This window comes from Campylobacter sp. CNRCH_2013_0898h (genome assembly GCF_025772965.1).
In the GTDB taxonomy this organism is placed as follows: Bacteria; Campylobacterota; Campylobacteria; order Campylobacterales; family Campylobacteraceae; genus Campylobacter_D; species Campylobacter_D lari_D.
In genome coordinates this window covers 142,014-156,794 of the sequence record NZ_JAKMTD010000001.1, presented here as the reverse complement: position 1 = coordinate 156,794, position 14,781 = coordinate 142,014, and the positions used below count along the sequence as shown (strand labels likewise).

14 protein-coding genes and 1 pseudogene are annotated in these 14,781 nt (G+C 28.3%); 9 read left to right on the top strand and 6 right to left on the bottom strand.

The genetic code is table 11. The annotated features are described in order from the left end of the window. The 6 genes from L8X50_RS00805 to hpf all read left to right on the top strand — a co-directional run bounded on the left by L8X50_RS00805 (window position 1) and on the right by hpf (window position 6,604). Window positions 1-1,170 carry a Mur ligase family protein gene (locus L8X50_RS00805; protein WP_263660128.1) on the top strand — a complete coding sequence of 390 codons (1,170 nt, stop codon included), beginning with the start codon at window positions 1-3 and terminating at the stop codon, window positions 1,168-1,170. Then, window positions 1,157-2,068 (top strand): M23 family metallopeptidase, encoded by a 912-nt coding sequence (locus L8X50_RS00800; RefSeq protein ID WP_243705623.1) that lies wholly within the window; start codon window positions 1,157-1,159, stop codon window positions 2,066-2,068. Before L8X50_RS00805 ends, L8X50_RS00800 begins: the two co-directional genes overlap by 14 nt. Continuing rightward, entirely contained in the window at window positions 1,996-2,400 is a 405-nt protein-coding gene (locus L8X50_RS00795; RefSeq protein WP_263660127.1) for a bactofilin family protein, read from the top strand. The genes L8X50_RS00800 and L8X50_RS00795 overlap by 73 nt, the downstream gene beginning before the upstream one ends. Continuing rightward, window positions 2,390-5,329, top strand: coding sequence for a DEAD/DEAH box helicase (locus L8X50_RS00790; RefSeq protein ID WP_263660126.1), 2,940 nt, complete (start codon window positions 2,390-2,392; stop codon window positions 5,327-5,329). Before L8X50_RS00795 ends, L8X50_RS00790 begins: the two co-directional genes overlap by 11 nt. Beyond that, window positions 5,326-6,006: an endonuclease III domain-containing protein gene (locus L8X50_RS00785; protein ID WP_263660125.1), complete on the top strand. Its 681-nt coding sequence runs from the start codon at window positions 5,326-5,328 to the stop codon at window positions 6,004-6,006. Before L8X50_RS00790 ends, L8X50_RS00785 begins: the two co-directional genes overlap by 4 nt. Before the next feature lie 79 nt (window positions 6,007-6,085). Further along, window positions 6,086-6,604 (top strand): ribosome hibernation-promoting factor, HPF/YfiA family, encoded by a 519-nt coding sequence (hpf, locus tag L8X50_RS00780; protein WP_220566860.1) that lies wholly within the window; start codon window positions 6,086-6,088, stop codon window positions 6,602-6,604. Between the two features lie 35 nt (window positions 6,605-6,639). Here the strand turns inward: hpf and L8X50_RS00775 are convergent, their stop codons facing one another. Then, the gene (locus L8X50_RS00775; protein ID WP_263660124.1) at window positions 6,640-9,183 is read right to left on the bottom strand and encodes a hypothetical protein; all 2,544 of its coding nucleotides are present in this window, start codon (window positions 9,181-9,183) and stop codon (window positions 6,640-6,642) included. A 162-nt stretch (window positions 9,184-9,345) separates the two neighbouring features. On the opposite strand from L8X50_RS00775, the gene groES reads away from it, so the two are divergent. From groES to L8X50_RS00760, 3 genes are all read left to right on the top strand, one after another. Beyond that, on the top strand, window positions 9,346-9,606 hold the full coding sequence (gene groES, locus L8X50_RS00770; protein ID WP_039626536.1) for a co-chaperone GroES: 261 nt from the start codon (window positions 9,346-9,348) through the stop codon (window positions 9,604-9,606). A 13-nt stretch (window positions 9,607-9,619) separates the two neighbouring features. Further along, window positions 9,620-11,257 carry a chaperonin GroEL gene (groL, locus tag L8X50_RS00765; protein WP_070256698.1) on the top strand — a complete coding sequence of 546 codons (1,638 nt, stop codon included), beginning with the start codon at window positions 9,620-9,622 and terminating at the stop codon, window positions 11,255-11,257. A gap of 119 nt (window positions 11,258-11,376) precedes the next feature. Beyond that, entirely contained in the window at window positions 11,377-11,946 is a 570-nt protein-coding gene (locus L8X50_RS00760) for an NUDIX domain-containing protein (RefSeq protein ID WP_263660123.1), read from the top strand. Between the two features lie 12 nt (window positions 11,947-11,958). On the opposite strand, the gene L8X50_RS08295 is transcribed toward L8X50_RS00760, so the two are convergent. From L8X50_RS08295 to rpmB, 5 genes and pseudogenes are all read right to left on the bottom strand, one after another. After that, window positions 11,959-12,306, bottom strand: a complete 348-nt coding sequence (locus tag L8X50_RS08295; protein ID WP_404842196.1) for a CZB domain-containing protein — start codon at window positions 12,304-12,306, stop codon at window positions 11,959-11,961. Between the two features lie 99 nt (window positions 12,307-12,405). Then, window positions 12,406-12,690: pseudogene (locus tag L8X50_RS08290) on the bottom strand (methyl-accepting chemotaxis protein); the annotation flags it as partial. Between the two features lie 431 nt (window positions 12,691-13,121). Next, on the bottom strand, window positions 13,122-13,337 hold the full coding sequence (locus tag L8X50_RS00750) for a YdcH family protein (protein WP_133318720.1): 216 nt from the start codon (window positions 13,335-13,337) through the stop codon (window positions 13,122-13,124). 51 nt (window positions 13,338-13,388) lie between these two features. Continuing rightward, window positions 13,389-14,516: a potassium channel family protein gene (locus tag L8X50_RS00745; protein ID WP_220566855.1), complete on the bottom strand. Its 1,128-nt coding sequence runs from the start codon at window positions 14,514-14,516 to the stop codon at window positions 13,389-13,391. Window positions 14,517-14,541: 25 nt separating this feature from the next. Further along, window positions 14,542-14,736 carry a 50S ribosomal protein L28 gene (gene rpmB, locus L8X50_RS00740; protein WP_012661734.1) on the bottom strand — a complete coding sequence of 65 codons (195 nt, stop codon included), beginning with the start codon at window positions 14,734-14,736 and terminating at the stop codon, window positions 14,542-14,544. Window positions 14,737-14,781: the final 45 nt, after the last annotated feature.

The window sequence follows — 14,781 nt, the reverse complement described above, 5'->3', positions numbered from 1 at the left end:
ATGAAATTTCAACAAACACTTTCACAAAAAACTATGTATGTGCAGAAAATTAGTAGATTTTTTATGTTTAGTATGTATGAGAAGTATAAAAAATTTATTCCAAAAACTAAAAATATCCAAATTATTGGCACTAATGGCAAAGGAAGTACGGGTAGATTTTTAGCGCTTTTACTTTTAGAGCAAGGATATAAAGTAGGTCATTATACAAGTCCACATATTTTTGAATTTAATGAAAGATTTTGGTTAAATGGCAAAATTGCAAGCAATGAACTTTTAGAAAAAGCGCATGAAAAACTAGAAAGTGTTTTTTTGGAAGATGTAAAAAAACTTAGTTATTTTGAATACGCTACTTTTTTAGCTTTTTTTATTTTTAAAGATTGTGATTATGTGATTTTAGAAGCCGGAGTAGGTGGGGAGTATGATGCGACAAGTGTTTTTGAAATAAATTTTAGTATTTTTACTAAAATAGGATTTGATCATCAAGATTTATTAGGTAAAAATTTAGAAGAAATAGCAAGAACAAAATTAAAAGCCATAAGTGCCAAAGCTTTAATTAATCATAAGCAAGAAGCAAAAGTATTAAATTTGGCTCAAAAAATAGCAAATTTAAAACGAGCTAGTTTAAGTATCAGTTTGCTAGAAAAAAATAATTTTATTTATCCTTATGTACAAGAATATATTCAAAAATATAATTTTGCAACTTTTTTAAAAGATAATCTTTTTTTAGCTTTAGAAGCTTTTTCTAAAATTTGTGCTAAAAATGAAAAAGAATTAATTCAAAGTATCAAAAATCTACCAAAACTTGATTTAAAAGGAAGGTGTGAGCAAATAAGTCAAAATATTTTTATTGATGTAGGACATAATGAAATGGCGGCTTTAGCTTTAGTTGAAATTTTCAAGGAAAAAAAAGTTCATTTAGTTTATAATTGCTTTTTAGATAAAGATTCTTATAAAATTTTAAAGGTTTTAAAACCTATAATAAAAATAGTTGAAATTTATGATTATGAAAGTAAAGATAGATCTTTGGCGGGTTCTGTTTTGCTAGAAAATTTAGAAAAATTAGATATTGTTTATCAAAAATTTGAACAAATAAAAAAAGATGAGTTATATTTAGTTTTTGGTTCTTTTGTATTGGTAGAAAAATTTTTAAGAGGCTATAATGAAAGATAAATTTACGCTAACTATTACAGATGTAAATGGTTCTAGACATTTTTTATTAAGTCAGATTATAAAAAAAGTAATAATTTATTTTACTACTTTTGTTTTTGTTGTTATAGTTTTAGGTGCTTTATATATTAATTATCTAGCAGATAAGCGTTCAGAGCTTTTAAAAGAACAAGAAATATTATCTTCAAAGAATACTAAATTGTTTTCTCAAAATGAGAGTATGCAAAAAAGTTTAGAAGAAAAAACAGCCTTATATGATGAACTCCAAACCCAACTTGCAGATATTGAGGATAATTTAGGCTTAAAACAAGATGAAAGTTTAGATATACCAGAAAGATTAGAAAAAGTCAAACTTACTAATGATCAAGCTTATTTATTTTTAACACAAATTCCAAATGGTCATGTGATAGAAGATAATGGAGTCACAGGTAATTTCGGATGGCGCCATCATCCTATATTAAATAAAAAAGAATTTCATCCAGGTATTGATTTAAGAGCAGCTTTAAAAACTCCTATTTATGCGCCTGCAAATGGAGTGGTTGAATACGCTGCATATAGCAATAATGGTTATGGTTACTCAGTGATTTTGATCCATAATTTTGGTTTTAAAACGGTTTATGCACATATGACGCGTCAGGATGTTGTCAAAGCAGGGCAATTTGTAAAAAAAGGTGATTTGTTGGGTTATACGGGAAATACAGGTCTTTCTACGGGCCCGCATTTGCATTATGAGGTTAGATTTATTAATAAACTTTTAGATCCTAAGATTTTTATAGATTTAAACCGAAAAAACTATGAACAAATTTTTGAAAAAGAAAGGAGAGTGCCATGGCAATCTTTAATAAAGGCTCTATTGCTGCAGTATCCGAAACTACAGTCATTTCAAACGGAGCAAAAATAGAAGGAAAATTTTATTTTGATTCTATGCTTCATTTAGATGGAGAAATTACAGGAGTAATTAATTCTTCTAATGTGATAGTGATAGGTAAAAGTGGTGTTTTAAAAGGACAAGTTAAGGCAAGTAAAATAGTAATCAATGGAGTTTTTGAGGGAGAAATGCAAGTTGATTCTTTAGAAATTTTATCCGGCGGTGTGCTTAATGGTAATATCATAGTTAAACAATTAAGTATTGAAAATGGTGGGAAATTTAACGGAAGTAGTAAAATAATTGAAAAAGAAGAAGAGCTTGCAACTATTGATGTGAGTATAGAAAATTCAGAAAATGCAAGCTAAATTATATGAATATTTATTAAGTAATAAAACTGAGTTAATAATTTGTGAGAATGATAAAGAAGCAGATGAATTAGCTCAAGTTTGCTTATTTTTAAAATTAAAAACTTTTATTTTACCTGATTTTAGAGCAGAATTTGGTAGCGATTTGCGCTCTTTTTCTAAAGAACTTTTTGAAATTTGTAAAGTATTAAATGCTTATCATAAAGAAAATGAAAATAAAATTTTAATATCTCCCATAAAAACAATTTTGCAAAAATTACCAGGTAAAAAGCATCTAAAAAACATTATTCTTAAAAGAAATTCACTTCTTGCTTTAGAGAAATTTAAAGAAGAAATTTTACATAGTGGATATGAGTTTGTAGATATAGTTCAAGATAAGGGTGAAATTTCAATACGCGGGGATATTATAGATATTTTTGCGATTAATGAAGAACAACCTTTTAGAATTTTACTTTTTTCAGATGAGATAGAAAGTATAAGATATTTTGATATACATACACAAAAATCAATCCCTACTGAACTCTCCAATATAGAAATTTGTCCTTTTTTGAGTGCTTTTAGTCAAGAGCAATATGAAAATTTACAAGAAAAAATTCAAAATTTCCAAAGCCAAAGTATTATAAATGATGTTAATTCTTTAGGTTTTTGGTGTGTTGATGATTTTTGTGATTATTTAGATTTAAATTTTGTAAGCATAAAAAAATTTGATGTAAATGATTTTGAAGAAGATATTAGTAAAATCAATCAAAATATTTTACCTGAACCAAAATTTTATAAAGATTTAGTAAGTTCTTATAATTATGATTTTTTCACTTTTCACAAAGATAAAAAAATTACTATTTTGGCAAAAAATGAAGCTTTGTTTAAAGCTTTAAATTTACAAGAATTTTCAAATATTAAATTAAAAATATCCCAAGAAAGAATTAATTTAAGTACTCAAGATGAGCTTATCATATCTTTAAATAAAAAAGAAAAAAACAAAAGAGTTAGAAAAGCAAGTTTAGTAATAGATGAACTTAGAGTTGGGGATTTTGTTGTGCATGAAGATTATGGTGTAGCTAAATTTTTAGGTCTTGAGATTATTGCAATAGCAGGAGCAAAAAAAGAATTTGTCGCTCTTGGGTATTTAAATAACGATAAGCTTTTATTGCCTGTTGAAAATTTATATATGATTGATAAATATATCGGTGCAAGTGGTGGCGTGCCTTTACTTGATAAGCTTGGAAAAGGAAGTTTTTTAAAAATCAAGGAAAGATTAAAAGAAAAATTATTTGCCATTGCTTCAAATATAGTTTCTTTAGCAGCGGCTAGAGCTTTGATAAAAGCAAAAGAATTAAAAATTTCTCAAGAATTACAAGATGAATTTATCAATAAGGCAGGATTTTTTTACACTAAAGATCAAAGTCAAGTTTGTCAAGAAATCACTCAAGATTTAAAAAGTATGCAGGTGATGGATAGGCTTTTAAGTGGCGATGTGGGTTTTGGTAAAACAGAAGTTGCTATGAACGCTATATTTACTTGTGTAAAAAGTGGTTATACGGCTTTATTTTTTGTGCCAACTACTTTGCTTTCAGCCCAGCATTTTAAAACCTTAAAACGAAGATTTGATTCTTTTGATATAGAGGTTTTTAAGCTAGATCGTTTTACTAGTGCTAAAGAAAAAAAACAAGTTTTAGCATTTTTAAAAGAAAATAAGCCTTGTGTAGTGGTTGGAACGCATTCTCTTTTAGGGGTTGAGTGTGAAAATTTGGGTTTAGTCGTGATAGATGAGGAGCATAAATTTGGTGTAAAACAAAAAGAAAAACTCAAGGAACTAAGTAAAAATTCACATATTCTATCTATGTCGGCAACACCTATACCAAGAAGTTTAAATCAAGCTCTTAGCTCTTTAAAGTCATATAGTGTTTTACAAACTCCACCTGAGGATCGTTTGGATGTGCGTACCTTTGTTAGAGAAAGTAGTGATGCTTTGATTAAAGAAGCTATTTCAAGAGAATTAAGAAGAGCAGGACAGATTTTTTATATACACAATCATATAGCAAGTATTGATGGGTGTAAAAAATATCTTTTAGATTTGTTTCCAAATTTAAAAATTTTAATCTTACATTCTAAAATTGATGCAAAAACTACTGAAGAAGAAATGATTAAATTCGAAAATAAAGAATATGATTTATTGCTTTGTACTTCTATAGTTGAAAGTGGTATTGATTTGGCAAATGCAAACACTATCATAGTAGAAAATTCAGATCGCTTCGGTATGGCTGATTTACACCAACTTAGAGGAAGAGTAGGGCGTAGTGCTAAGCAAGGATATTGTTATTTTTTGATTGAAGATAAGGAAAAAATCACAAAAGATTCTTTAAAAAGACTTACGAGTTTAGAGAGTAATTCTTATTTAGGTTCAGGAAGCGTGCTTGCTTATCATGATTTAGAAATTCGTGGTGGTGGAAATTTATTAGGCGTAGATCAAAGTGGACATATAGAACAAATTGGTTATAGTTTGTATCTTAAAATGTTAGAAGATGAGATTAATAAATTAAGTAAAAAAGAAGAAATTAAAGAGAAAAAAATAGATCTAAAGCTTAATATCAATGCTTTTTTAAATAGTGAGTATATTAGTGAAGATCGTTTGAGATTAGAACTTTATAGAAGACTTAGTAAATGTATGAGTGTTAATGAAGTTTATGAGATAGAAAGTGAGATGAATGATCGTTTTGGAAGACCTGATATCTTCACAAAGCAGTTTTTGGATTTAATCATCATAAAAATTTTAGCTAGCAAACATTATAAATTAGTGAGCAATTATGAACAAAATATTTGTTTTGTAAAAGATGATGAGAGCAAAGAAGTTATTAAAGCAAAAAGTAAAGACGATGATGATGTAATTGAGGCTATTTTGATGCATTTAAGAAAGAGTGAAAAAGCATGAGTGGATATGAAATTTTTAAAGCTTTAGTTAATGCAAATATTGATTATAAAGATTTTGAATGGCTAGAAAATAATACTTTAAGTGAGTTTGAAATTTTAATTTCTGTAGTTTTAACTCAAAATACAAACTGGAAAAATGTATTGAAAGCTTTGATAAATTTAAAACAAGCAAATATTACTAAGATAGAAGATTTATTAAATTTAAATACCCAAGATTTAGCGTTTTTAATAAAGCCAAGTGGATTTTATAATACTAAGGCAAAATATATTAAAAATTTTACTCAAAAATATTTTCAATATTTTAATTCTTTTGAGCTTTTTAAAGAAGAAGTTGATAGAGAATGGCTTTTGGATATTAAGGGTTTTGGTCAAGAAAGTGCTGATGGAATTTTAAATTATATATGCAAAAAAGAAGTTTTAGTAGTTGATGCTTATAGTGCAAAAATAGCTAATTATTTAGGCTATGAGTGTCAAAGTTATGATGAGTTGGCAGATTTTTTAAAAAAAGACATAGCTAAAAATCAACAAGAATTGTGTGTTTTATTAAAAAAAGAATGTAAATTATATGAGCTTTATCAAATTTTTCATGCTTTGATTGTTTCTTTTTGTAAAACACATTTTCAAGGTAAAAAACTTTCAGAGGATGGTGTGCTTATTCTAGATCCTTTAAAATTTTAAATTTATTTTTTATTTAAAAAGTTATTTTTTTTACGATTAAAGTGCTATAATGTATTTAACTTCATAAAAAGGAGAAGTAATGAATACAAGTATAGTTGGAAAGCAATTTGAGCTAACTGAGTCTATAAAAGAGTATGTGGAAAAAAGCTTTGATGCTTTAAGTAAATATGGCTTAGATGTGATTTCTGCGCGTTGTGTTATAAGTGCTGATGAAAGGCATGGAAAGAAAGGATTTTGGGCTGAATTTAGCATTAATCTAGCCGGTATTAATACAGTGGTTGTAAAGCAAAAAGATAAAGACTTATATGCTGCTATAGATTTAGCTACTGATAGAATTTCTAAGGTTTTAAGAAGATTGCATGATAAAAATATTACCCATAAACATCAAGATGAGATAAAAGAAAATTTAGTATTACCGAGCTTGATTGAGGAAGATGAGATAGTTCCAACAGAACTTGAGCTATATAAGCCTTTGGAAATTGAAGAAGCATTGGAAAAATTAAAAGCAAGTAAAGATATATTTTTAGTTTTTAATGACATAGATGCAAAAATGAGGGTGTTATATAAGAAAAAAGATGGTAAATTTGGTTTATTTTAATAAAAATCTAGCCTTTTTTTTAAAGGCTAGATTTATTAGAAGAGTTTGTTAAAAATTTTATCTATTGCTTGATCTACTTTTTTACCTGTATTTTTAGCACCATCACTAGCATTTCCACCTATTGTATTAACAATAGAATTTACAACACTTTTTGTATCAAGACTTACTTTAGGATCTTGCGTTGTTCCTTTTATAACACCTTTGAAGTTTGCTCTATCAATGACGATATTAAAAGGAATGTTTAATTTGGTACTTTTTGTATCAACCTTACCTTTGCTAATATTTATATTGCTTCTATCAGCCACTAGGTTTAAATTTAAATCTATAAGATTTTTGTTGATATTTATTTTGGCTTCACCGTTGCGATATACATCTTGAGTGATATCTTTTTGTAAAAGTAACATTAAAGCACCTGTGATAAGATTTTTCTTAAGTTGCCCATCGGCTAAATTCATTAGCACTACACCACTTTCTTTTAAAAGATTATAATCAATGCTTAAATTTGATTTTGCTTGGTAATAATCAGGCAAATCTAAGCTTTGAGTTAAATTTGAAAGATCGGTATTTTGCATTTTAGCGTTAAAAATATTATTTTTTAAAGTGGCATTTAATGAGCCGTTAAATATATTTTTACTATTAATACTTGCATCTATTAAAGCGTTTTTAAAATCAAATTTTCCTTCAAAATCAGCCTTGCCTTTTAAGTTTCTATCAACTAAAAATCCTAGCTTAGAAAAATCTTGCAATGATATATTATAAGTGCTTACTAGAGCCATTTGATTAAGATCAAATTTACCTTTTAATGAATTAATATTTGCAAATGAACTTAGAGCTTTAGCGTTAAAATCAATGATTGATTTAGAAATTTTTCCATCAAGATTGATTTTTGCTGAAGTATTCTTTGGAAATTTTTTCTCTAAAAGCTTGGATAATTCTACTTCATTAAAAGAAGAATTAATATTTGCTTTAAAATCACCATTAATATTGTTAAAATCAAGTGACTTTAAGTCAATATCTGCATTTACATCACCAAATGCTAAAACTTTTTTTCCTATCAAAGGAAAAAGTTGTTCTAGTTTTATATTATCAATCTTTGCTTGTAAACTTTTTCCATTGGATTTTGCATTGATAAGCCCTTGCATGATTTTAATATTTGCATCAAGATTTTGAATTTGATTTGACTTAAGATCAACTTTGGCATCTAAATTTAAAGGTCCATTGAGATCTTGTTTGGTTAAAGGTTTTAATTTGTTAAGATTATCTATAAAAGCACTAATTTGTACGTTTAAATCTTTGTTTGTAAGGTTATATGAACCTTTTAGTTGAGGTATTTTTGCTATGTTTGAATCAAGTAAAGCTTCATAATCAATCAAAGAATTTTTCGCATTTGCTTTAGCTTGTAAGTTAAAATTTGTTTTTGGAAAATCAAGATTGCTTAGTTTTTTAAATTCCATAACATTTATATTTGCATTGTTTAACCTAGTGTTTAGATTGAAATTTTTAAAATCAAGCCCTTGTGCTTTTAAATCTAAAACTAATTTAGAATTAATAAAAGCAGGTATGGATATGGTTTTTAAAAGTTCTGCTACTTCTATATTAGTTGTATTGATATTAAGATTATTATTTTCTAAAACAGCTTTTAAGCTACCACCAAATCCAAGTAAGTTAGCATCTAATTTTTGCAATTGATTGTTTGCAAAAAGTAAATTACCTTGAATTTGACTTTTACCTTGGAGTTTCATTTTGGCTAGAGATGAAAATTGATTAAAATCATCTATTTTGATATCAAAATCACTAGTTAAGCTTTGTTTTGCTATATCATAAATACTTTTTTGTGTATAAAGTTTGAAGAAGTTACTTAAAATTTCACTTTTAGAAATAACTTCATTGTTTTGGATTAAAGATCTTATTTCACCTTTTATATAGCTTTGTTTTGGTAAGCTTAGATTAAAATCTTTTTCAATTAGAGTATTGTTGATAGAACTTGTGTAAAAATTAATCAAAGCATTACCATTTGGTTTTAAATCTTTAGCTTGTATATCGCTTATAATACTAATTTTTCCTTGAGCATATCTTGGTAGATTAGCAAAATCTAAAATTTGAGCCAAATCTATATTTTTGCCAATAAATTCAAGATTTATAGGAGAAAAATCAACAATTTTTGCATCTAAGCTAAGATTAGAATCAAACAAAAATCCATTACCTTTTACTAAAAAATCACTACTTTTACCTATAGCACTACCTTTAAATGTAAAATCTTTATCGCTTTTTAAGCCAAGATTTTGAATATAGTTTTGTTTAAGTCCTAAAAGATAGTTTAAATCAAATCCTAGTCTTAAAGGTGATATGCCACCTTCTATGTTAGCAAAAAATTTATCATCAATATTTGCTTTAATGTCAAGTTGTGAAAAACTAATTTTAAAATTTTCAAATTTAACATTCATACCACTTTTTTGAGCAATAATCGTTTCGATTCTTGGCTTTAAAAAAGCATTACCCATGCTTGTAAATAATAATGTATATATAGCTAGAAATGCTATACACACTACACCTAAAAGAATGTAAAGAATTTTTTTCATGAGAAACCTTTATAATAATATATCATATAAATTTAGTGATATAGACTAAACTTATATGATATATTTTACTTAATTTATTGACAATTAACTTTCTTTAATGTATAATTCTATCACTCAAAAACAAAGAGTGCTAAAAATGGCACATTTTAGAAAGGATAAAAAATGAATTTTCAACCTCTAGGAAAGCGTATTTTAGTAAAACGCTTAGAAGAAATGAAAACTACTGCTTCTGGGATTATTATACCAGATAATGCTAAAGAAAAACCATTAAATGGTGAAGTTGTTGCAGTAAGCAAAGAAATAGAAGATATTAAGGTAAATGATAAAGTAATGTTTGCAAAATACGGTGGAACTGAAATTAAACTTGATAATGAAGAGTATTTAGTTCTTAATGTTGAAGATGTTTTAGGGATTATTAAATAAAAAAGGATAAAAAATGGCAAAAGAAATATTTTTTTCAGATGAAGCAAGAAATAAACTTTATGAAGGTGTTAAAAAACTTAATGATGCTGTAAAAGTCACTATGGGGCCACGCGGTCGTAATGTATTAATCCAAAAAAGTTTTGGTGCTCCAACTATCACAAAAGATGGTGTGAGTGTAGCTAAAGAAGTGGAATTAAAAGATTCTTTAGAAAATATGGGTGCTTCTTTAGTTAGAGAAGTAGCTAGTAAAACAGCTGATCAAGCAGGCGATGGAACAACAACAGCAACAGTTTTAGCGCATGCTATTTTTAAAGAAGGTTTGAGAAATATTACAGCAGGTGCTAATCCTATCGAAGTTAAAAGAGGTATGGATAAAGCTTGCGAAGCTATAGTAGCTGAACTTAAAAAACTTTCTCGTGAAGTTAAAGATAAAAAAGAAATAGCTCAAGTTGCGACAATTTCTGCGAATTCAGATGAGAAAATCGGAAATTTAATCGCTGATGCTATGGAAAAAGTTGGAAAAGATGGTGTTATCACTGTTGAAGAAGCAAAATCAATCAATGATGAATTAAATGTAGTTGAAGGTATGCAATTTGATAGAGGTTATTTAAGCCCATATTTCATTACAAATACTGAAAAAATGACAGCTGAATTGCAAAATCCTTTTATTTTGTTATTTGATAAAAAAATTGCCAACTTAAAAGATTTATTACCAATTTTAGAGCAAATTCAAAAAACAGGAAAACCACTTTTAATTATAGCTGAAGACATTGAAGGCGAAGCTTTGGCAACTTTAGTTGTAAATAAATTAAGAGGTGTTTTAAATATTTCAGCAGTTAAAGCTCCTGGCTTTGGCGATAGAAGAAAAGCTATGCTTGAAGATATTGCTATTTTAACAGGTGGTGAAGTGATTTCTGAAGAGCTTGGAAGAACTTTAGAAAGTGCTAGTATTCAAGATTTAGGTCAAGCTTCAAGCGTGATTATTGATAAAGACAATACAACTATTGTAAATGGTGCAGGTGAAAAAGCAAATATTGATGCAAGAATTAACCAAATCAAAGCCCAAATTGCTGAAACAAGTTCAGATTATGATAGAGAAAAATTACAAGAAAGATTAGCTAAATTAAGCGGCGGTGTAGCGGTGATTAAAGTTGGTGCGGCTACTGAAACTGAAATGAAAGAGAAAAAAGATAGAGTTGATGATGCATTAAGTGCTACAAAAGCTGCAGTTGAAGAAGGTATAGTAATAGGCGGTGGCGCTGCATTAATCAAAGCAAAATCAAAAATCAGCTTGAATTTGCAAGGTGATGAAGCTATTGGTGCAGCTATTGTAGAAAGAGCATTAAGAGCACCTTTAAGACAAATTGCTGAAAATGCTGGATTTGATGCTGGTGTAGTTGTAAATACAGTAGAAAATAGTAAAGAAGAAAATACTGGTTTTGATGCTGCAAAAGGTGAATATGTAAATATGCTTGAAAGCGGTATTATCGATCCTGTTAAAGTAGAAAGAGTAGCCTTACTTAATGCGGTATCAGTAGCTAGTATGCTTTTAACAACTGAAGCTACAATTAGCGAAATTAAAGAAGATAAACCTGCTATGCCTGATATGAGTGGTATGGGCGGTATGGGAGGCATGGGTGGTATGATGTAATACCATCTTTTTTACTTCTTTTTGGAGTTGCTTTTTATAGCAACTCTTTTAAATTCTTTTATATTTTTTCATACTCGTTTTATTTTGTTATAATAGATGTAAAATTATAAGGATTTTACATGAAAAATTTACAAGAAGAGCAATTTTCTAACTCAAAATATATTAAACCTAAAAGATATACTTATATAGGTAAAGATAACAAAAAATACACTTGGGATTTTATAGAAGCATTAGATAGTGTTTCTGTTTTTTTATATCATACTCAAAAAGATTCTTTTGTTTTTGTAAAGCAATTTAGAATTCCTTTATGGGATTATCAAAAACGCAATAACTTAAATTTAAACGAGATGGGATTTAGCATAGAGCTTTGTTCAGGTCTTGTTGATAAAGATTTGAGTTTAGAGGAAATAGCTAAAGAAGAATGTGTTGAAGAACTAGGTTATGCTCCTAAGGTTGTAGAAAAAATAGGGGAATTTTATGCAGGTTTTGGTTCAGGTGTTAGTAGACAATTTTTATTTTTTGCTGAAATTAATGAAGATGATAAAATTGGTAATGGTGGTGGAATTGAGGGGGAGGATATCCAAGCAGTATGGATAAAAAGAAAAGATTTTGAAAAGTTTTCTAAAGAAAATCCTATAAAAACTCCTTTACTTGAGTATGCGTATTTATGGTTTAAGGGTAAGAATTAATCTTACCTCTTTTTATTTTTCCTCTTTATTTTCAATATTTAGATCTTTTTCATCAAGCATTTCTTTAAAGATTCCAAATAAATCTTCAGAAGCCTTTTCAGCATTAGAGCATTTATCTAAAATTTGATTTTGTACTAGTTTATCACTTGTATCTTCATTATGTGCTAAAGCAACGGCTTGGTTCATATTTTCATGTACTTTTTGATGTGGTAAATTTAACTTACCAAAAGCTCTTCCGCCAGAAAATCTTTCCTTGCCAATACCAGCAATCCATTTTGCAAGTCTGCAACTTAAGTGATCAGATAAAGTTTTTCCTGAAGCATGAATAATTTCATTATATCCATTTAATTTAAATGCAATATGATCTAGTTTTGCTAGTGATATGAATATTTCAGAGGTAATGCTTTTAGCGTGAGAACTAGTTGAATTTGCATTAGAAATTAATTGAGCAAAATTACTAGAGAATTTTACTATATGCTCATTAGATTCTAATGATACTTTTTCTACTTGTTCGCTTTGTCCATACATCTCATCAGCATTTTGTTTTAATAGGTTAATATTTAATTCTACTTCAGAAGTTGCTTTTTGTGTTTTTTCAGCAAGTTTTCTTACTTCATCAGCAACAACAGCAAAGCCTCTGCCGTGTTCTCCTGCTCTAGCAGCTTCGATTGCGGCATTTAGTGCTAAAAGATTGGTTTGATCGGATACATCTTTGATTAAGTTAATAACATTAGTGATCTCATCAACGCTGCGGTGTAAATTTCCCGCTGTATCTCTTGAGCGATTAGCTGATTCTATAATGCTTTGAAGTGAAGATATGATAGAGTGAGTTATTGAATTTAACTCTTGCATATCTTTTAAAGAGGAATCAGAATATTGAGAAATCATTTCCGCTTTATTAACATTTTCCTGCATATCACTTTGAACATTTGCAATACCTTTTAAAACACCATTTAATAGCATTTCCAAAAGATTTGTTTCAAGTTCAGTTTTTCCGCAATTTCCTTGAAGTTGTTTTTCATAATTTTTAATTAATTCTTGTTTTTCTGAAAGAAGTCTTTTGTTTTCTTCTTCTAGTTCTTTGATTTTATTTTGTAAATTTTCAAAGTCTTGTGATAATTGACTTTTTTTCCCAAACATATTTAATCCTTAAAAGTTAAAAAAATCGGTAGAAATTATTTTTTATAATTTGATAAATAAGTATTTAATTCATCCTTTAATTTTAACTTTTCTTTCTTTAGATTTGCTATTTCTAAGCTATCTAGATGAATTCTACCTTCTTCTGCATCTTTGATTTTGTGATCAAGTTTGTTGTGCTCTTCAAACAACTTATCAAAATGCATATCCTTGCCTTTTAACTCGGTGATTAAATCCCTAAATTCATGTAGCATGTAAGCCTCCTTTTTTGAAATTTTATTGTTATTGATTATAGCTTAAATAAGTTAAATGTATTTTAACTCGTCAGGTTTTTGTTTATTTTTAATAATCTTTTTAGCTATTTTTATACTATCTGCTGTACCAACGATTAACAATTTTGCACCAGTGCCTATTAAAGTGTCTCCTCTTGGCATAGGAGTAAATTTTTTATTTTCCAAAATTCCTACTATGCTAACATTTGCCATATCTCTTAAATGGATTTCTTTTAGTCTTTTAAATCTCACCCATGACTCGTCAGGAATTTTAACCTCTTCTAAATCAATAGGGCTATTTTTTTTGTAAAGATAATTTTCTAATAAATTTTCCATATCAGGTCTTGCTGACATAGCACTAAGTCTTTGTGCGACCAATTTTGTAGCAGAAACTATGGAATTTGCTCCAAGTTTTTTTAGTTTTTCAGTTTCGTCTTCATTGCTTGAGCTAGCTAGTATAAAATAAGGATTGATTCTTTGTAATTCTTTTTCAAACAATCTCACTGAAGCAATGATGGCTATATTATCTGCTATGTTATTGCTAAGAGTAATTACACCTTTTGCGCTAGAAAGATTGGTCTTTAAAAAGGCTATATTTGTATGTGGAGCACTTTCTATATAATAAGGATAATTGTATTTTTCAGCTATCTCGCTAAAATTTTCTATTTCATCAACAACAACAAAAGGAATGTGATTTTCTTTGAATTGCTGTGCTAGTTCTATGGTAAAATCATTGTGATAGCATATTACAAAATGATTTTTTAATCTTGCAACTTTATGAAGCATTCTTCTCTCCTTGATTATTTTAGACAAGATTCCTTTTTTTACTATTTCTATCACTAAACCCATGCAAAAAGTAAATATTGTAAAAGTTAATAATACATATATAACGGTAAAAATTCTACCCGCTGTTGGTATGGGATTGACTTCAGTGTAGCCTAAAGTGGTAAATGTCATACCAGCTTGGTAAATAGCATCATTGAGATTATAATTACTTGTAAGCATATAACCAAAAGCTCCAATTAGTGTCATTATTACGACAGCAATAAGAGGGATTCTTAAAAATCTAAGCTGCTCGTAAAGCTCGTCATTGAGGTTGATTGAAGGTTTTGGAGAGGGGGACCAATTGAGGAATTTTTGTAGCTTTTTCAAAAAAGACATAATAATTCCTCGTTTATATTAAGGATTATTTGCTACTCTGTTTTTTAAGTGTTCTTAAAGTTGAAGCAGCAACTCTAACTTTTCTAGTAGTTCCATCTTCTAAAGTAATACGAACTGTTCTTAAATTTGGCAAAAAGCGTCTTTTAGTTTTGTTGTTAGCATGGCTAACATTGTTACCTACCATAGGTCCTTTTCCTGTAATTTGGCAAATTCTTGACATAAATTTTTCCTTATGAAATAAAAATAATTTTTAGCATTATATCTA